13 protein-coding genes are annotated in these 19,040 nt (G+C 49.3%); 11 read left to right on the top strand and 2 right to left on the bottom strand.

What is annotated here, in order from left to right; translation table 11 throughout:
• The first annotated feature begins 32 nt into the window (after window positions 1-32).
• Genes lysS through HMPREF1212_RS04685 form a run of 3 tightly spaced genes read left to right on the top strand, consistent with a single transcriptional unit; the run spans window position 33 to window position 4,117 of the window.
• On the top strand, window positions 33-1,763 hold the full coding sequence (gene lysS / locus HMPREF1212_RS04695; protein ID WP_046148594.1) for a lysine--tRNA ligase: 1,731 nt from the start codon (window positions 33-35) through the stop codon (window positions 1,761-1,763).
• Window positions 1,764-1,775: 12 nt separating this feature from the next.
• Window positions 1,776-2,771 carry an NAD(P)H-dependent glycerol-3-phosphate dehydrogenase gene (locus tag HMPREF1212_RS04690; protein ID WP_028727628.1) on the top strand — a complete coding sequence of 332 codons (996 nt, stop codon included), beginning with the start codon at window positions 1,776-1,778 and terminating at the stop codon, window positions 2,769-2,771.
• Between the two features lie 2 nt (window positions 2,772-2,773).
• Complete coding sequence (locus tag HMPREF1212_RS04685; protein WP_046148593.1) at window positions 2,774-4,117, top strand: glucose-6-phosphate isomerase; 1,344 nt, start codon at window positions 2,774-2,776, stop codon at window positions 4,115-4,117.
• Window positions 4,118-4,204: 87 nt separating this feature from the next.
• On the opposite strand, the gene HMPREF1212_RS04680 is transcribed toward HMPREF1212_RS04685, so the two are convergent.
• A complete protein-coding gene (locus tag HMPREF1212_RS04680; protein ID WP_147337516.1) occupies window positions 4,205-4,810 on the bottom strand; it encodes a hypothetical protein in 606 nt (201 codons plus the stop codon).
• Window positions 4,811-4,929: 119 nt separating this feature from the next.
• Between HMPREF1212_RS04680 and HMPREF1212_RS04675 the strand changes: the two genes are divergently transcribed.
• Window positions 4,930-5,658, top strand: a complete 729-nt coding sequence (locus tag HMPREF1212_RS04675; protein WP_046148592.1) for an HAD-IA family hydrolase — start codon at window positions 4,930-4,932, stop codon at window positions 5,656-5,658.
• A gap of 57 nt (window positions 5,659-5,715) precedes the next feature.
• On the opposite strand, the gene HMPREF1212_RS04670 is transcribed toward HMPREF1212_RS04675, so the two are convergent.
• On the bottom strand, window positions 5,716-6,603 hold the full coding sequence (locus HMPREF1212_RS04670; RefSeq protein ID WP_028727632.1) for a sugar phosphate isomerase/epimerase family protein: 888 nt from the start codon (window positions 6,601-6,603) through the stop codon (window positions 5,716-5,718).
• A gap of 154 nt (window positions 6,604-6,757) precedes the next feature.
• On the opposite strand from HMPREF1212_RS04670, the gene HMPREF1212_RS04665 reads away from it, so the two are divergent.
• From HMPREF1212_RS04665 to HMPREF1212_RS04635, 7 genes are all read left to right on the top strand, one after another.
• Window positions 6,758-7,723: a site-specific integrase gene (locus HMPREF1212_RS04665; RefSeq protein WP_046148591.1), complete on the top strand. Its 966-nt coding sequence runs from the start codon at window positions 6,758-6,760 to the stop codon at window positions 7,721-7,723.
• A gap of 425 nt (window positions 7,724-8,148) precedes the next feature.
• Window positions 8,149-8,427 (top strand): HU family DNA-binding protein, encoded by a 279-nt coding sequence (locus tag HMPREF1212_RS04660; RefSeq protein WP_046148590.1) that lies wholly within the window; start codon window positions 8,149-8,151, stop codon window positions 8,425-8,427.
• Window positions 8,428-8,482: 55 nt separating this feature from the next.
• Window positions 8,483-8,932 (top strand): HU family DNA-binding protein, encoded by a 450-nt coding sequence (locus HMPREF1212_RS04655; RefSeq protein WP_028727635.1) that lies wholly within the window; start codon window positions 8,483-8,485, stop codon window positions 8,930-8,932.
• 278 nt (window positions 8,933-9,210) lie between these two features.
• A complete protein-coding gene (locus HMPREF1212_RS26860; protein ID WP_046148589.1) occupies window positions 9,211-10,728 on the top strand; it encodes an Mfa1 family fimbria major subunit in 1,518 nt (505 codons plus the stop codon).
• Between the two features lie 11 nt (window positions 10,729-10,739).
• Entirely contained in the window at window positions 10,740-11,762 is a 1,023-nt protein-coding gene (locus HMPREF1212_RS04645; RefSeq protein WP_046148588.1) for a FimB/Mfa2 family fimbrial subunit, read from the top strand.
• Entirely contained in the window at window positions 11,752-13,131 is a 1,380-nt protein-coding gene (locus HMPREF1212_RS04640) for a fimbrial protein (RefSeq protein WP_046148587.1), read from the top strand. The genes HMPREF1212_RS04645 and HMPREF1212_RS04640 overlap by 11 nt, the downstream gene beginning before the upstream one ends.
• A 14-nt stretch (window positions 13,132-13,145) precedes the next feature.
• Window positions 13,146-19,040 carry a T9SS type A sorting domain-containing protein gene (locus HMPREF1212_RS04635; RefSeq protein ID WP_046148586.1) on the top strand — a complete coding sequence of 1,965 codons (5,895 nt, stop codon included), beginning with the start codon at window positions 13,146-13,148 and terminating at the stop codon, window positions 19,038-19,040.

The raw sequence follows: 19,040 nt of genomic DNA, 5'->3' as shown, positions 1-19,040 counted from the left end.
TTTTGCGCCGTATTATACAAAATAATAGCGTAATGAATCTATTAGAACTGAGTGAACAGGAAATCATAAGACGCAATAGCATGGAGCAATTGCGCCAAATGGGGATAGAACCTTATCCCGCTGCCGAGTACGTAACAAACGCATATTCCAATGAAATAAAGGCATCCTTTAAAGACGATGCAGAACCCCGTCCTGTAACCATTGCAGGCCGTATCATGAGCCGCCGTATCATGGGCAAGGCTTCCTTCATGGAGTTGCAGGATTCGGAAGGCAGAATACAGGTGTATATCTCCCGTGATGATATCTGCCCGGACGAAAACAAAGATTTATATAACGTCGTTTTCAAGAAGCTGCTTGATATCGGAGACATTGTAGGAATCAAAGGTTTTGTATTCCGCACACAGATGGGTGAAATCTCCGTACATGCACAAGAGATAACAGTATTATCCAAATCACTCAGACCGCTGCCTATCGTTAAATACAAAGACGGTGTAGCTTATGACGGATTTAACGATCCCGAACTACGTTACCGTCAGCGTTATATCGACCTGATCGTAAACGATGGCGTAAAGGATATTTTCATGAAACGTGCAAAAGTGATCAAAACAATGCGCGCTGTGCTCGACGAAGCCGGATATACGGAAGTAGAGACTCCGATCCTTCAGTCTATCGCCGGTGGTGCAAGTGCACGTCCGTTTATCACGCATCATAACTCATTGGATATTGACCTTTATCTGCGTATCGCTACCGAACTGTACCTGAAAAGACTGATCGTCGGTGGTTTCGAAGGAGTTTACGAAATCGGGAAAAACTTCCGTAACGAAGGTATGGACCGGACGCACAACCCGGAATTTACCTGCATGGAGTTGTATGTCCAATATAAGGATTACAACTGGATGATGAGTTTCACGGAACTATTGCTCGAAAAGATATGTATGGCAGTCAACGGCACATGCGAAACCGTAGTCGACGGCAAGACCATCAGCTTCAAGGCTCCTTTCCGTCGCTTACCTATCCTGGAAGCCATTAAGGAAAAGACCGGCTACGACCTGGAAGGCAAGAACGAAGATGAAATCCGTGCAATTTGTAAAGAATTGAAGATGGAGATCGACGATACGATGGGTAAAGGTAAGCTGATCGATGAAATCTTCGGAGAATTCTGCGAAGGTACATTCATCCAGCCGACATTCATTATCGACTATCCGGTTGAAATGAGCCCGCTTACTAAGATACACCGTAGCAAACCGGGACTGACAGAACGTTTCGAATTGATGGTGAACGGTAAAGAGTTGGCAAATGCTTATAGCGAGCTGAACGACCCGATCGACCAGGAAGAGCGTTTCAAGGATCAGTTGAAGTTGAGCGAAAAAGGGGATGATGAAGCGATGTTCATCGACCAAGACTTCCTGCGCGCACTGCAATTCGGTATGCCTCCTACATCCGGTATCGGTATCGGCATCGACCGTTTGGTGATGTTGATGACCGGTCAGACAACCATCCAGGAAGTATTGTTCTTCCCGCAGATGCGTCCTGAAAAGACTGTAAAGAAAGATGCAGCCGATAAATACGTGGCATTGGGTATCGATGAAGCCTGGGTTCCCGCCTTGCAGAAAGCCGGTTATCTGACAGTCGACACCTTGAAGGAAGTCAACCCCAATAAGCTGCGCCAGGAGCTTTGTGAAATGAACAAGAAGTATAAGCTGGAACTGCAAAATCCTGCGGCCGAAGAGGTCGAAGCATGGATTGCAAATGCAGCCAAATAATAAGGTGGTACCATGAATTTACCCGGAAAAATTGCAATAATGGGAGGTGGTAGCTGGGCTACCGCCTTAGCCAAGATTGTACTTTCTACACAGGATAGTATTAATTGGTATATGCGCCGGCAGGATCAGGTGGACGATTTCATTAAGATGGGACATAACCCCGGTTATCTGTCTGCCGTTAAGTTCGATACCGACAAAATAAACTTTTACACTGATATTAACGAGGTAATTCAGGACTCCGATACACTGATCTTTGCAACCCCCTCTCCGTTCCTGAAACAACACCTGATGAAGGTTACGACACCGTTGAACGAAAAGTTCATCATTTCGGCCATCAAAGGGATCGTTCCGGACGAGAACATGCTGATTGCCGACTACTTTGCCGAATATTACAATGTCCCGATGGAGAACATTGCCGTAATAGGCGGCCCGTGTCATGCAGAAGAGATCGCACTCGAGCGTCTTTCCTATATCACGCTTGCCTGTTCAAATATCGAACATGCAAAGGCTATTTCATCCGTCTTTCAAAATCCATACCTGAACAACTCCTGTTGCAAGGATGTCAGAGGGATAGAATATGCATCCGTTCTGAAGAATGTCTATGCGATCGTAGCAGGTATCTGCCACGGCATGAAATATGGTGATAACTTCCTGGCTGTTTTCATTTGTAACGCCATTGAAGAGATGCGTAACTTCCTGAACTCGGTGCACAGCCTGGAACGAGACGTGACCGACTCGGTATATCTCGGCGACCTGCTGGTGACTGCTTATTCACGCTTCAGCCGCAACCGTACTTTCGGCACCATGATCGGAAAAGGATATTCGGTCAAGATAGCCCAGCTGGAAATGGAAATGATCGCCGAAGGGTATTACGGCACCAAGTGTATCCACGAAATAAACGAAAGATATAAGGTGAAGATGCCGATCCTGGATGCCTTATACGATATATTATATGAAAGAAAATCGCCGACTACCATCATACGGCAGTTGACAGAAACATTTAAATAGGTATGAAAAACATCAGTCTTAACATCGACAAAGCACTGGGCGCTGTTACAAAGGAACAGGTGTACGCACAGGAAGCGAAGGCAAACGAATGTATTGCCACTTTACATAATGGGAACGGAGCCGGTAACGACTTTCTGGGTTGGTTACATCTTCCTTCTTCTATCACCGATGCAGAGTTAACAGACATCGAAAATACAGCAAATGTACTTCGTTCCAAATGCGAAGTGGTTGTTGCCATCGGTATCGGAGGTAGCTACCTGGGTACAAAAGCTGTAGTTGAAGCCTTGAATAATAGTTTCGACTGGTTGCAGTCTGACCGTAAGAACCCGGTTGTTCTATATGCCGGACAGAATATCGGCGAAGATTATCTGTACGAATTGTGCGAAGTGCTGAAAGGCAAACAGTTCGGTCTGATCAATATCTCCAAATCCGGTACGACAACCGAACCTGCTCTGGCATTCCGTATGCTGAAGAAACAGCTGGAAGATGCCGTAGGTAAGGAAGAAGCAAAACACCGCATCGTTGCTATCACAGATGCTAAGAGAGGTGCTCTTCGTACGTTGGCTGATCAGGAAGGTTATAAGACATTTATCATCCCCGACAATGTAGGCGGACGTTTCTCCGTACTGACTCCGGTTGGTTTGCTGCCTATCGCAGTAGCAGGTATCAGTATCCGCGACCTGGTGGCCGGTGCTGTTTCTCTGGAAAAGGCTACGGGTATCGAAGTACCTTTCGCTGAAAACCTGTCGGCTATCTACGCTGCTACCCGCAACGAATTATATAAGAGCGGTAAGAAGATCGAGATCCTTGCCAACTTCCACCCGAAATTGCATTATATCGGCGAATGGTGGAAACAGTTGTACGGCGAAAGCGAAGGTAAAGACGGAAAGGGTATTTTCCCGGCTTCTGTCGACCTGACAACCGACCTGCACTCAATGGGCCAGTGGATACAGGAAGGCGAACGCATCATCTTCGAAACGGTTATCTCTGTTGAAGAACCGACCCATAAAGTGATCGTTCCGACCGATGAAGCCAACTTGGACGGATTGAACTTCCTGGCAGGCAAACGTGTCGACGAAGTAAATAAGATGGCGGAACTGGGTACTCAGCTGGCACACGTAGACGGCGGTGTTCCCAACATCAAGATCACCATGCCGGAAGTAAATGCTTATTACATCGGCCAGTTGTTCTATTTCTTCGAAAAAGCATGCGGTATCAGCGGTTACATGTTGGGCGTCAACCCGTTCGACCAGCCGGGTGTTGAAGCTTACAAGAAAAACATGTTCGCGTTGCTGAACAAGCCCGGATATGAAAAAGAAAGCGAAGCGATCCGCAAGAAACTATAAGACGGATATTCAGTAATCATAAAAAGAGGGAGAATCGGTTCATTCCGGATTCTCCCTCTTTTTGTTTAAACGAAAGTCATTTCTTATTTACATACGGTACCGTATCCCGGCCATTGCCGTTCCCATATGTCCGAAACCGACCTCTACAAAGCCGGCCATTTGTCTTCCCAGCTCTATACCGATAGGTGAAACCTGATACATAAAGAAGGCTTTTACGCGGGTATCTTCGTCGGGCTTATTCTCTTCATTGATAAAAGACGCTTTTGCCGTTGCAATAGCGATTCCGGCATTCACCCGGGAGTACAACGTGATAAAGTTATAATTATACCAGTTATATTTGAAGGAAGGACAAATAGAGTGGTATGAGTTGAAAAAGTCGCCGACTATTTTGTCGCCGGCAAGAATACGCTTGTCACTGTTCGTATAAGAATAGACCAGGCCGATACCCCAGTCTTCATCCGGATAGAAGAGATAGCTGATATTTAATGCACCGAACTTACCCTTATCATCATACAAATCGACCGACTCGGCAGAGGGATCGAAATAACGCTCATAATGGTGCAGCAAATCGGCTACCGGAAGACCACCATAACTCAAAGAAACCTCATGCTGCATATCAGTCCAGTCCTGGGCTTTACTCTGGAAGCACAGAGCAAACAGCATCATCGTAAACAATAGTACACTCTTCTTCATACTCATCCATTTTTATTCGTTATTACTGCACCCGCTTTTACGGGTTGTTCACACCAAAGATAAAAAATAAGTACAAGATTTTTCGTAACTTTGCAAAGATTATTAAGAATAAGAACAGAATGATACAAGAAGCTGTCAACCGTTATCTGCTAAAGCGTAAGCAGACCTCTCTTTCACCCAAAGCCGTACTTTTCGATATGGATGGCGTACTCTACGACTCAATGCGTTTTCACGCCCGCGCCTGGTACGAAACGGCCATGAATCACCATCTTCAGGCTGTGCAGGCGGACTTCTATATGTTTGAAGGCCGTACCGGCGAAAGTACGATCAACGAATTATACCGGCGCACGTTCCAACGCGACGCTACCGATAAGGAAAAACAAGAGCTATATGACGAGAAAGCAATGCTTTTCAACAAATACAACGACGGCAAGGCGATGACCGGTGCCGGGGATGTGCTGAAACAGGCTCAAACCCACGGACTACAAACACTGGTCGTTACCGGTTCCGGACAGCATAGCCTGATCAATAAGTTGGAGCATACCTATCCCGGTTGTTTCAGCCGCGAGAAGATGGTAACTGCCTTCGATGTGAAATACGGCAAACCACATCCCGAACCTTACCTGATGGGACTGGAAAAAGCCGGCGTCCGTGCGAATGAAGCATTCGTCGTGGAGAACGCTCCGATGGGTGTAGAAGCCGGTGTTGCCGCTGGTATCTTTACCATCGCCGTCAACACAGGCCCCCTGCCCGACAAAGTATTATTGGATGCCGGAGCCGATCTGCTCTATCCGGATATGGAGAGCCTGGCAAAGGATTGGGATAATATTATGAAATGTATGGGATAAACGCAAAAAGGCGGGTTTGAAACCCGCCCTTATGAAATATCGTCTTTTGATTTACTTTTATTTCACATAATCCGCCTTGTTCAGGAAGTCGAAACTCTGCTGGCAGCTTTCCACCGGATCGTTGTTGGTGTATTCTTCCACTTCAACATACCAGTCTTTTACCTTGTTAGCATACATCTGGTCGAAGATCGGTTTGAAATCGATCTTTCCGCTTGCACCGATCTCCATGTCGTCCTTGATATGGATCGTCTTGAACTGGCGCGGACGGGCTTTCAGGTAAGCAACCGGATCGGCACCTCCTTCTTTCACCCAATAAACGTCCATCTGGAAGAACACATGGTTCGGACTTACGTTATCCAACAGGAAGTCGTAGATCAACTGATCGTCGATCTTACGGAATTCGAAAGCATGATTATGATAACCGAATGCGATGCTGGCTGCAGCCGTCTTATAACCTACCGTATTGAAATAGTCGCAATACATCTTCAGGTCGTCGAGTGTCGTCTGGTCGTTTACCGGCATCCAGGGCTGAACCATATATTTAACCCCCAGTTCGTTGTGGGCAGCAATAGCCTTGTCCCACCAACTCATTACTTCAGCTTCTTTTTCTTTTGTAAACTCCTGTCCCAGGTGGGCGCTGGTACATTTCATACCCAAGTCGTTACACATTTTCTTGAACTCGGCAGGAGCCATACCGTAGATCTTACCGTTGTCGTAGCCTGCTGTTTCGAGATTTGTATAACCCATTTTGGAAGCAGCTTCCAGTACCTTCTGAATTCCTTCTTCTTTTACAAGGTCTCTCAAAGAATACAACTGTAAACCGATATGTTTGGTCGATTCTGAAGTAGCTCCTTTCCCGGCACAAGAAGATAATAACTGAGGAGCAACCATACCTCCTGCAAGCATCATAGAGGCGCGCTTTAAAAAGTCTCGTCTGTTTTGCATAGTAGTAAATAAATTAAGTTTGATTGAGAATTTGTACAAAAGTAAGACTATAATCGAAGGATACTAACATTATTTCGTTAAAATCTGTCAACTACCGACTGAACTGTCAACAGGGAAATCTGTTATCTTTACAACATCTATAAACACGAACGAAATGACAACAGTAAAAACAAGAAAAGGTAAACACCTTCTCCTCACCGAATGTATCCGCAGGCGAGTCGAAAGCAAGCGGTCGATGGGGAAAGATAGTACGGCCGACCTCTACCAGGCAGCCGGCCACCGGTTCCTCGAGTTCCTGGGGGAAAAGGACATTTATCTCAACGAGATCACCCCGACACAGGTGAGCGACTTCCAGGGCTATCTGCAAGCAAAAAACCTGAGGATCAACACCATCAACAGCTATACCAGCAGCTTGCGGGCCATATTCAACTCCGTGCTGAACGACCACCCCTTCAAGATGGGAAAACATCCTTTCCTGCATCTGAAACTGAAACGGGATGTAACGGTCAGGCAACCACTCACATCGGCCGGCATTGAGAAGATCGCCACAACCGACTTCAGCCACGATCCCCGGCTGGCATTCAGGGCCGACCTTTCCCTCTTCAGTTTCATGGCCTATGGAATGCCTTTCGTCGACATGATCCACCTGAAGAAAAGCAACATACAAGGCCGCGATATCGTTTACAACCGCCACAAGACAGGTATACAGATACGGATGCAAATCACCCCCGGCATGTGGCATATCATCCGGAAATACCGCAACGACGGCGAATATCTTTTCCCGGTGATGTCGAAGCCTGTCACCCACAGTCAATACAAAGGGATGCTGGCCGCCTACAACAAAGCGCTGAAAACGATCGGCAAGCTGTTGAAGATACATCCCAACCTGACCTCGTATGTCATGCGGCGCAGTTGGGCGGCAGAAGCGCAACGGCGGCATGTCTCGGTCTCGGTGATCGGCAAGGGAATGGGGCACACGTCAGAGAAAACAACGCGTTACTACCTCGGACAACTCGACCAGTCCGAGCTGAACAAGGCCAACCGGGCAATCACTAAATCCATAAACTTACTATTGGTAAAAAATGTGAAAGGTGGTACCGGGAAGAGTGCTTATTTATGAAATAAGGCTGTACAGAAAATGTTTGTTGAATATCCAACGATATTTTTTGTTACCCACTGCTTATGCGCAACAAATGTAGAAGATTAAACGGAATAAAGGAAGTAAAACGGGAACATTTTTTTTCCTGAGGCGGCAATCTCTTACACCGTATAGCGGTTTTTACTTTTTTATAGATGTTTTTGGTGAATATGTTACTTGTTATGCCCTCCTGCGGATATGTAGGGGTATGACGAGCCGCCCTTCTCATGCTTTAACATCCATTATTCTAATATTTGTTTTTAAAACACCCGGAGTTTAACACTTTAGGAAGGGGAAATACGGGAAATAAACATTTATTCAGACCTCTTTTACCCTATTACAATCTACTTGGCAGGGGGTATTTAACTTATTTCATAAATAAGTTGAACTGTAAAACAAACACTAGTATGAACAAAAGTAAACTCGAATCGATTATAGCCCGTAAACTGGACAAACCTGTAGGCGAAACCCACCTGTTTGTTAATACGATGTTGGAATCCATCGCAGAAGCGCTGGCAGCAAACGAAGAAATCAATTTACGCAATTTCGGAAAACTCTATCCCAACCGCCGGAAAGAACGCCTGGTACGTAACCCCAAAAACGGTGTCCCCTGTATGCTTAAACCGACCCTGTCGGTCAAATTCACTCCCGGGAAAGGCCTGATCGATTACATAAATATAAAATAACACGCTGCACTGCGGAACCGGTGCGCGATGAATAATAATCTTAAAATTTAAAATCATGAGTGCTAAATACAAATTAGTCAAGCGGAAAGATTTTTCCAAGGATGCACCCGAGGACGCAATAAAATATTTTGCGCAGTTAGTGAACAACGGAACCGTCGGTTTCGAGGAAATATGTGGCGATGTGGCCGAGGAAACAGCCTTGACCAGCGCTGATGTAAAGAGCTGCATTGACCGTGCCGCTCATCATATTGCTAAAAATGTAAAAGAAGGCCGCCTGGTCCAGATGGGTGAACTGGGCAGCTTTCTGCTCTCAGGAGGAAGCAAAGGCTCCGCTACCCCGGACACGTTCGATGCTGCCACGATGATGAAGAAGCCGAAGGTTCAATATATCCCCGGAAAGCTTCTCCAGGATATACGTGGAAAAGTAAACTTTGAACGCGTAAAGGAAAAAACAGAAAAGACACCCGGCGGAGGTGGTGAAGACGACCGTCCGGTAATCGAATAACCCCGCTCCGGAAGCACCGGAAGCCCCTTACCGACCTCTGCGGCACCCATCGTCCGAGAGTCGCGGCAACCGGCTTCCGGAGGGTGCGGCACCTTTGTTCCGAAGGGTGCGGCACCCATCACCGGAGAGGTGCGGCACCCTTACTAAGAGGGCTGCGGCACCCCTGGGAGGAAGGCTGCGGCACCTCTCGGCAACTCCCTACGGCACCCTTTTTCATCAGTCCCCCGATCCGCGTCATCCGCGTCTGAAAACACATTGTATTACAATTATTTAAACAAATGACCCAACGTAAACTGACATATCTGGTAACCGCCCTGTTGCTCCTTCTTTCCGCCTGCTCCAACGAAATTCGCGTAGGAGGAGACGGCGACGACCCGGCAGTCGCCACCCTGTCTTACCTGCGGGTATCCCTCCGCTGTCCGCCCTCCTCCACAGGCAACGGCACCCGCTCGAACCCCGCCGGGGGCGAAACGGGCAACGGAAGCGAGACCGGACTCGACAACGAGAACCGCATCGACAACTTCCTCCTCCTCTTCTACCGGGCCGCAGCACGCAGCAACGCCCCGGCAGGCACGCCGATCGACAAGATACTGTATTTCGACCGCGCGGCGAACGAAAAAGACACCACGACCCTGATCGCCGTCGACCTCCCCGAAGGAGAATACGACCTGCTGGTAGCATCCAACACGGGCGACCTACGCCCTTCCTTCAGCGGCAAGACGCTCGGCGACATCCGCGACTACCTCCTCACCTCCGCCTGGACAGAGGACAAAGGCACCTGCTCCCGTTTCGTCATGACCTCCGACGGACATACCGCCGACCGCGTCACCCTATGCGGCAACCCCGAAAACAATCCCGCCGACGCAACCGTCGAAGTGGAGCGCCTGGCGGCACGCATCGACTACCGCACCACGCAAACCGCCTATCCGGTAGCCGACCCCGACTACGGCAACGCCCGGGTTTCCATCCTCGGCGCAGCCATCCTCAACAAAATGCAGGCGGGCAGCTACTTCCTCAAACGGGTAACCGACGCCGATACCGACGGCCGTCTCACCGCAGCATCCCCCGTCGAATACTTGGGCGACGAACTCCCCGCAACCGGCGGCCCGCAGCAAAACTACGTGGTCGACCCCTGGAGCCTTCGCAAAACAAACATCGATGTTTCCGCGCTCTACGCGAATTACTATACCTCCTTTGGCAACACCCCCGCAGACTGGGAAAACGTCGCCACCTCCGGCACACCCGCAGGCGACTGGCTACGGCTGGGCTACACGATGGAAAACACCATCAGCCGCGAACACCAGACCGATGCCTACTGTACCACCGTCGTCTTCCGCGCCCGCTACATCCCGCAAGGGTTCAGCGAAGGACAGACCTTCTACGTCTGCAACGGCCGGCTCTACGCTTCGCACGAAGAAGCCGCGAAAGAAGGCGCGACCTACCGGATGCCCGTCCACGAATATCCCGGCGGCATCTGCTACTACACCTGGCGCGTGCGTCACTCCAACGACGGCGACGACACCCGGCAAGGCATCATGGAATATGCCATCGTGCGCAACAATATTTACCGGCTGAAAATCTCCGGTATAGACCGCCTGGGCGGCGAAGTCCCCTTCCCGGCTCCCGACCCCGAGCCCACACCGCCCGACGAACCGGGGCCCGGCCCTGAACCTGACCCGGGTCCTGATCCCGGTCCTGATCCTGGTCCCGGCCCCGAACCCGGAAACAACGGAATAAACATAGAAGCCTCCGTCGAAACATGGACTAAGATGGATGGAGACAATATTTACTTATAAACAGAATAAAGATGAAACTCAACACGACGATATTCCGGCTATTACCGCTCCTGGCGCTCCTCGGTGCAGGCCTCTTTTCGTGCGACTCGATCCGCGAAGACCTGCCCCCCTGCCGACGCCACCTGCAATTCTCCTATACCTATAATATGAAGTTCGCCGACGCCTTCGCCCACGAGATGACCAACCAGCAGAAAGCCAAACAGATGGAACTCTATATCTACGACAAGGAAGGCCGTTTCCTCTCCTCGCACACCGTAGCCGGAGAGGAACTGACGGCCAACCGCGTAGAACTCGACCTCGCCCCCGGCACCTACCGGCTGATGGCATGGGGCGGACTGAACGAGGCGGACTACACCTGGAGCACGCCCCAACCGCGCGACCCGATCGGCGACTGGAAGATGGCCGTCAAACCCGACTCCGCCAACATCGTCGGCCGCGAACTCTCGGGACTGTTCCACGGACAGCAGGAACTCACGGTAAAAGATACGGAGGATGGCACCGACATCCTCTTCCCGCTCGTCAAGAACACCAACAAACTCCGTCTCGTCCTGATCGACACCAACAGCGGAACCGCCATCGATCCCGCCGGCTTCAAGGTCGCAGCCACGACAGTGGTCGGCAATCTCGACGCATCGAACGCCCCGCTCTCCTCCGATACCTTCACCTGGCTGCCCTACTATACAGGCACCGGCCGGGTGAACGCCTCCGATGGCAAACCGGCCTACTCCGCCGCCATCTACGAACTCAACACACTCCGCCTGCTCGACGGCACGGCTACCTCGCTCCGCATCATCCAACAGGGCGAAACGGCTCCTTTCCTCAGCGTCGACCTGACCGGCTTCCTGCTCCTCACCCGCATGGAAAGCCACGACATCAGCGCACAGGAATATCTCGACCGCCAGGACGAATACACCATCCTGGTCTACCTCGACATGCGGAGCGGCAAAGCACATTATCTTGAAATCATCGTCAACGACTGGACGATCCGGCTCGACGATATAAATCTGGGAAAGGAGACACACTATGAGCAATAAACAGGCCCTATACATACTGTTTATTGCGGGGCTGGCAGGCTTTTTGCTTGTAGCCGCCCTGTCCGGATGCTCCGCTGAGACAGCAGGGGCATCCGGAATCCCCGCAGATAAACCCGTGCCCGTCACCATCAGGGTCGCCCCCGAAAAGACGGAGACTGCTACCGCCACAAAGGCCGGCGACACATCACTCGCCACCGCCCCGGAAATTTCCGCAGACGGCAAGATCGATGCACTCGACATCTATATTATAAATGATAAAGGAAATGTCGAGAAGCATGTAACCGAGACGGATTTCACGATCTCCGGTAGCGGCGATGGTAACGGCGACCAAGCGACCACCTCGTCGTCCATCGAACTGCTTCCCGGTGCAAAAACAGTCTATGCCTTTGCCAATTGCAGGGGCAGCGGCTTCTCCGCCCTGAAGCTGGCTAGCGGCTCCGGTGACTGGACAGACGTGCCGGATGCCGTCACTAACAACACCGCATTCAACGTTATCCCGGAGATAACCGACGCCAACGGTTTCCCCATGTCCGCCTTTACCTCCTGGGAAGTAACCGAGAGTTCCGAAGCGCCCTACACCGTCCTACTCGTTCGCATGGCTGCAAGAATGGAGATAACGATTGAAGATGAGAGAGAGAGCACAACCAATAAGATCACCTCCCTGACGATCAAAGATTTCTTACGAGCAAACACCTCCCTTTTCCGGACTGCTATCGGAAAAGACAACCCCACAGCCGGCACATCGACCCCGGCCGACTGGGAATGGGTACAGCCTTCCGGTAGCACGGATGCCCCGTCGATCGCCCCTTTCTACCTGCATGAAATAATTGAAACAACGTCCGCATTCGGCGTATCGATGCAGATCGATGGCGAAACAAACCCGCGCACAACGACATTTCATCAGGCCATCCCCCGCAACCGTGTCTATCCGCTGACCATCCACCTGACCGACTATTCACTGAATATAACGGGCACGTACGAACTGGCTGCGATCGGCACGATAGCGGTAAGTAAGAATATAGGCAACGGCTACACGATCGAACTTCCGGAAGGATGCAGCAACGTCAAGATCGACATCCAACTGAAAGAAAACGGGATGGAAAAGAAGAGTGGCGTAACATGGTCTTGCAACCCGACTCCCGAATATTTCACCTGCAACCTGTCAGGAGAGAATGCCACCCTCGTACTTTCGAGCGAGGCCATCCCGGCAACAGTCGTTGCAGCTCAAAATATTACCGTCAGTGCCGAGTTCACGAAAAGCGGCAACCGGATAACCCGTTCGTTCCCCCTGACTATCCAAGTCAGCCCGCTGACCGACGACCTGACGAAAGCCGCCCCCGGCTCCCAACCCATCCATATAGAACTATAAAACAAAAACCGGATATGAGAAGCAGAAAGAACATATACATCCGCCTGATAGCCTTGTCGATAACCTTCGCCCTTTCCTCGTTGGCTTGGGGACAGACGGTTAAAAATTATTATAAAAACGATTACTCCTCATATTCAATCCAATACAAAACAAAGACCAAGTGGCACGACTTACGCACAATAAAAGATGACACTGATGTAAAAGACAAGTTCGATGAAAACGAGACCTTCACAGTCACAGTAGACGGAAGCTATCAAAACATACAGCCTTCGCATGTACTTATCGACACGATCTATGTTCATAAAGGATCAAAATACCTGCTTTCGTTGCCTGACCGATCGGAAAATAGTTACAGCATAAGAAGTTATCAGCGATGGTATAATTTAAAGACGGGTAAGACTTTTGAGGTGGGGAGTGATGGCGTTACCGTCGACACAAATGAGTTAGTAAAGGATTTATTGTACCCTAAAGATTATAAAACCCAAGATATAGAAAAACCCGCTCGCTTTACTAACGGGTATGTAGGAGATCCTTTGGCTTTAACCTCTGCAATGGCATCTATACCGGCCCTCGATATGTATTTCTATTATCCTAAGGAGGAGCAATATAATAAATTCCCAAAAGAAAACGAAAAAACCCTGGTCAACCCTGATAATAATGAATACCTGATAGCCTGCGATGTGTCTGGGTATACCGACTATAAGGATGGCTTTGAGATAGATTCTGAGATGCATTTTGGAGGCTCCGACTGGAAAACATACACCGAACCCACCCTTTCACACCGCATCATCTACTGCATACGAGCCATTGAGAATGAGAAGGATTGGCGTTATAAGTTTTTTACTGACAACAAGAACGAAGATAAGTACCTGGAAGAATACGAAATCAACATGCCGGCCATACGCATTCCCGACAAAACACAGGAAATGGTATGTATCGCTACCGCAGCCAATGCGTATGCCGTGCCGACAAACACGAATGATACAGAAACACTTACTGTTAATCTAATAGATGGAGACGGTGCTGGAAGTAATAAATCCGATATACAATTATGTGATGCCGATGGAAATACTTTAACCTCATCGACATTAAGCGGAACCAACCGCATCATCCATTTCAAATACCCCGGCAATCCAGACACCAATGGCACGCTATCCGTCACGGACGGCTCTACCGCCACTATCCTAGTAACCAAAAAAGTTGGTGGCAAGACTTTCCGTATCGCCCGTTTCAAGCTCACCTTTAATAAAAGTTCCGTCTTACTGACACAAAGCCAGATCAACCTGATCGATAATCCAACCAGTACCTCAGGAGCAAAGGCTGATGCATCGTTAACAGAATATACATACCGCACGCCAAAATACCTGGAAGAACATTATACCTGCGTCACAGATCTGGACTTCGATTTTCCCTCTGAAATTGCCGGTAAATACGGGCAACCACAGGTCTACCCTTATCCCCTCGGATGGTCTGAAAGCAGCTACGGCTTCTACGACGGTAGTGCCCAAAAACGTGAAGGATCCGGTGATAATGTAAATTTCATGGGGCAAGGTGGTGGCCGAGAACTCCCTCAATGGGGATATTATGCTATTCTAAACGACTATGTCGAAAATGGAAATACAACTTGGGGGCTGAACTCCTCTGTACCAACAGCCCCTACATTATCAAAAGAAAACAGAAAAGGGAAAGACAGTTCCTACCACCTGTATGTCGATGCATCCGACCAACCGGGAATGATTGCCCGCCTAACATTCGATCATCCTCTTTGTCCGGGTTCCCAGCTGTTCGTGAGCGCCTGGGTGAAAGTGGCACAGCCATATAACACTGGAATGTTTGCTAAGTCAGATAATGCCGCCATGCTGTTTACGATTATGGGAGTTACAGAAGGTGAAACTGGTAAAGAGAGAGACAGAAGCTACACTCCGATCTACCGCTACCAGACCGGACAGATACCGGGTACTTATACCGCCAAGACTCACCCCAACATCCCCGGCTTTGGTGGTGAAGATGATTGTAACCAATGGCTACACGTCCATTTCTCCTTTACCAACAAAAGTGCATTGCAAACCGCTTACGATTCTTACGTCTTGCAGATAGACAACAACAGTGCCTCGACCAAAGGCGGCGACATGTATATAGACGATATCCGTGTCTATATAGCCTCTCCCAAAGTCGAGGTAAAGCAAAAATCACCGACTTGCCATGCCAACAATGTCGATGCCTTATTACAAATGACTCTCGATTGGGATCGCCTGTTGTCGCGGCTAGGGGTGGAAGAACTAACAACAGAACCAACAGGGGATATAGCAAAAGCACACGTCAGCTTCTGCTTCGTCGACTCCGCAAAGTTTATCTCCGCATACAATAAGATTTCCAATCCAATCAATAATGAGGAAGCATGCAAGACAGCATTTAAGGAATCAATTATAAAACTGGCCTACCCCACCCAAAAAGGCAGTACTCTCCAAACTAGTTCTTATGAGTTCGGAAAATTGCTTTTCAATCCTTATTATAGTGATAACAATGAGTATAATGATAAGGAGACCAATATACAAGATATTACGGATGCTAAAGATGCCGGGCATTTCTATCGCCTGGGTGATGGTCTGGGAAAGGCGCTTGTTGCCGATATTCATTGTGCACTGGAGCCTTTCCGTACCTATTTCCTGGTATTGGAAGAAAATCACGGGGAAGTTCATGATGGAGATAATTTAGTACCGGACATAGAACGATTCAAATACTACTATAATGCACCGCTGGCAGCAAATTCATGCGTAGCCAAAACGAGCTTCCAACTGGAAGCGCAGAACAGTATCAAGGTGAACGGCATGCTTTCGGAAAACTCAGATCATACGTTCTGTAACGGCCAGATCGTCAACTTCGGCGTACAGCTCAAAGCCGACACCGATGGTTCGGGGGAGGTAAAACCTATCACAGAAAACGTTTATTACGACTGGTATCTGAATTCGCTGGAAGAATTTCAGAAAGAACCGGGCAGTGTCGGTACAACAACTACCACCGGCAGCAATAGTGTCCATCAGGCCCTGATAAACTTCCGCGAAAGTTGTCCCGATGCCACCACCCCGGATGAATGGACAACGGCTAGCCAATCAGATAAAGACTTATTGGCCACCCTGGTAAAGGAAAATAAGCTGATCCTAAGACAAGCTACCCTGAATACCCATGCCACAGACAATGGCGATAATAAGTTCAAGCTCGTAGTCGTCCCTATTCCGCTCGAACTGGGAGAGACCGATAAAAAGACCATCATCTGCACAGACCCGATGGAAATACAACTGGATATCAACGGAAATGCCCCGGTAGCCCACGTCGGCTTCGAGGATGTGGTTTATCCCGACGAAAGAACTGACAATCCCGATAAGACTTACTTCCCAACCATCCGGGCAAGCAAAGGGATACAGGAAGCCTGCAACTCAGAGAACGCTTTGTTGGAGATTCCTTTGAGAAACATCAAACTCAATTCAGCAGGTACGTCGACGACCAGTTCTACAACAGCTCCATCATTCACAATAAACACCGCCCATCCTTACCTGTACCTGATAGACTCTAACGATCCAGTTGTAGCAAACAAAATAGCTAAGATAAACGAAACAGGAACCTTTGATAGCCACACATGGCCGGTCGCTACCATAAAGGCTATAAATGCTGTACCAAACAGCACCAGCGATATATCCAAAACTGCCGACCAGTATATCCGTGTCTATTTCGAGACTCCCACCACAGCTACATTGGAAGGAATGTCAGCTCCCAAGTTCCGCGAAGGTTACTGGTACACATTAATGGCCTATTTCGAAGAAAGCGGTACTTCGTCCCTTTCAACCACCGCCACCTGCGAAGGCAACCTCACCTTCAACCTGAAGGTCGTCCCCGAATACCAGAAATGGTCAGGCCCCGCCGACGGCTCCGGCAACTGGAACAACGACAACAACTGGCTCCGCTCCACTGCCGACGAACTGCATATGACCGGCTCCAATGCCAACAGTTACAACAACGGCTATAATACGTCCGGCGAAACTTATTACGGCTTTGTCCCGATGAGATTCACAAAGGTTACCATTCCCGAAGGAAAGCAGGTACAATTATACGAGGCTACTCCAAACACGACTTCTATTGGAAGTTCTGACCATCCGATCCTCGATCTAGCTAAGTCCGCCACCATAACGAATCCGGCAACAACGCATATCGAATACGATCTGATGGTAAAGGAAGCTACTACCCCATCAAGTAACAATGTCGCATACAACTGCGAAACTTATTATACCAACACCGTCGACCAGATCCATTTTGAACCGTCGACCGCCATGCCGCACACTGAACTCCTGACCTACAATAAAGCCTGGATCGATTACAAACTGGCAGGTAGCCGTTGGTACACACTAGCCTCTCCACTACAATCCGTAGTGGCCGGCGATTGGTATACCCCAAAAACAGGCAGCCAGGCAACGGAGTACTTCAAAGATATTAAATTTAACACGACCGAATACAACCGCTTCCAACCATCCGTTTATCAACGTGGATGGAAACAACAAGCCAATATGATAACAATAGGTAGCAGCAGTGGCAAAACAGTCGCCGTAGCCGGTAATTGGAGCGGAGTATACAATGATGTGGCTGTACCCTACACGCCAGGATTGGGCTTCTCCGTCAAAGTTCTCAACCTGTCGACAACAACAACCCCGGCAACCGATCCGGCAATAGCTTTATTCCGCTTCCCGAAAGCAGATACACAGTATAGTTATTACGACTCCGGTACTACCATTACCGGCAATCAGGTTAATGTACGCACAGATGAAGAGCAAAAGAAAGCCGGCAAGCTGATATCCAACGAACTAAAGCCTACAGGATCAACACCCGATACCCCAACAATCAACATCACACTTGGGGAAAACACAGCCAGTAAGGATGCCGACTATCATTTGATCGGCAACCCCTTCATGGCATACCTGAGTACAAAGGAGTTCTTTAAAGCAAACAAAAATCTAGAATCGAAGTACTGGCTGGTAACAGGCGATAACCAAACCGCCGCCGTTGGTGGTACTGACGACAGCGACTGGATAACGACGAACACAAAGGAAGCAGCACCGATCGCCCCGCTCCAATCGTTCTTCGTAAAAAAAGCAGAGACATCAACGTATGCAGATAATAATACGGTAACCTTCAGTGCCAACATGCAGGCATTAGCCCCCACCGGCACCTCCGCAAGTTCCGCCGCCTTAAAATCATCCTCCCCGCTCCCACTCCTCACGCTTGTTGCCACCACCGCCGACGGACGCCAAAGCCGCGCCGTCATTGCCTACGACCGGACAGCCTCCGAAGAGTACACAGCGAATGAGGATGCCGAACTCTTCCTCGACTCCAATCTGGGCGACCTCCCGTCCATCTACACCGTAGCCGGAACAATGGCCGCCAGCATCAACCGTACCTCCGTCCTGTGGAACATCCCGGTCGGCACGTACAGCAATCGCAGTGGAAACAATGGAAATAACCCGGAAACAGTCACCCTCACTTTCGAAGGTCTCGACCGCTTCACCAGCACCACCCTCTATGACGTCGAAAAGAAAACAGAGACAGCCCTGCACCACAACAGCAGTATCACAATAGCCGCCAACACATACGGCCGCTACTTCCTGCGTGCAGGTACCCCCACCGGTAATGAGAAGATCGAAACAGAAACGATCCGTATCTACACGATTGCCCGCGGGCAACTGATCGTCACCGCCACGGAGAACCTTCAAACCGTCGCCATCTATGATTTTGCCGGCCGGTTGCTTCGTTACTCAGATACCCCGTCGGGCTGTCTCTTCACGACGCATCTCGACAAAGGCAACTACATTGTCCGTGCAACCAGCGAACATCAACAACAAACCTCTAAAATACAGATACGATGA

Source organism: Parabacteroides sp. HGS0025 (assembly GCF_000969845.1).
Lineage (GTDB): Bacteria > Bacteroidota > Bacteroidia > Bacteroidales > Tannerellaceae > Parabacteroides > Parabacteroides gordonii.
This window is presented reverse-complemented; position numbering and strand designations above follow the sequence as displayed.

Coding starts and splice junctions, on each gene's coding strand:
- HMPREF1212_RS04685 (WP_046148593.1), top strand. CDS start 2,774: ATGAAAAACATCAGTCTTAACATCGACAAAGCACTGGGCGCTGTTACA.
- HMPREF1212_RS04670 (WP_028727632.1), bottom strand. CDS start 6,603: ATGCAAAACAGACGAGACTTTTTAAAGCGCGCCTCTATGATGCTTGCA.
- HMPREF1212_RS04665 (WP_046148591.1), top strand. CDS start 6,758: ATGACAACAGTAAAAACAAGAAAAGGTAAACACCTTCTCCTCACCGAA.
- HMPREF1212_RS04660 (WP_046148590.1), top strand. CDS start 8,149: ATGAACAAAAGTAAACTCGAATCGATTATAGCCCGTAAACTGGACAAA.
- HMPREF1212_RS04690 (WP_028727628.1), top strand. CDS start 1,776: ATGAATTTACCCGGAAAAATTGCAATAATGGGAGGTGGTAGCTGGGCT.
- lysS (WP_046148594.1), top strand. CDS start 33: ATGAATCTATTAGAACTGAGTGAACAGGAAATCATAAGACGCAATAGC.
- HMPREF1212_RS04655 (WP_028727635.1), top strand. CDS start 8,483: ATGAGTGCTAAATACAAATTAGTCAAGCGGAAAGATTTTTCCAAGGAT.
- HMPREF1212_RS04680 (WP_147337516.1), bottom strand. CDS start 4,810: ATGAAGAAGAGTGTACTATTGTTTACGATGATGCTGTTTGCTCTGTGC.
- HMPREF1212_RS04675 (WP_046148592.1), top strand. CDS start 4,930: ATGATACAAGAAGCTGTCAACCGTTATCTGCTAAAGCGTAAGCAGACC.
- HMPREF1212_RS26860 (WP_046148589.1), top strand. CDS start 9,211: ATGACCCAACGTAAACTGACATATCTGGTAACCGCCCTGTTGCTCCTT.
- HMPREF1212_RS04645 (WP_046148588.1), top strand. CDS start 10,740: ATGAAACTCAACACGACGATATTCCGGCTATTACCGCTCCTGGCGCTC.
- HMPREF1212_RS04640 (WP_046148587.1), top strand. CDS start 11,752: ATGAGCAATAAACAGGCCCTATACATACTGTTTATTGCGGGGCTGGCA.
- HMPREF1212_RS04635 (WP_046148586.1), top strand. CDS start 13,146: ATGAGAAGCAGAAAGAACATATACATCCGCCTGATAGCCTTGTCGATA.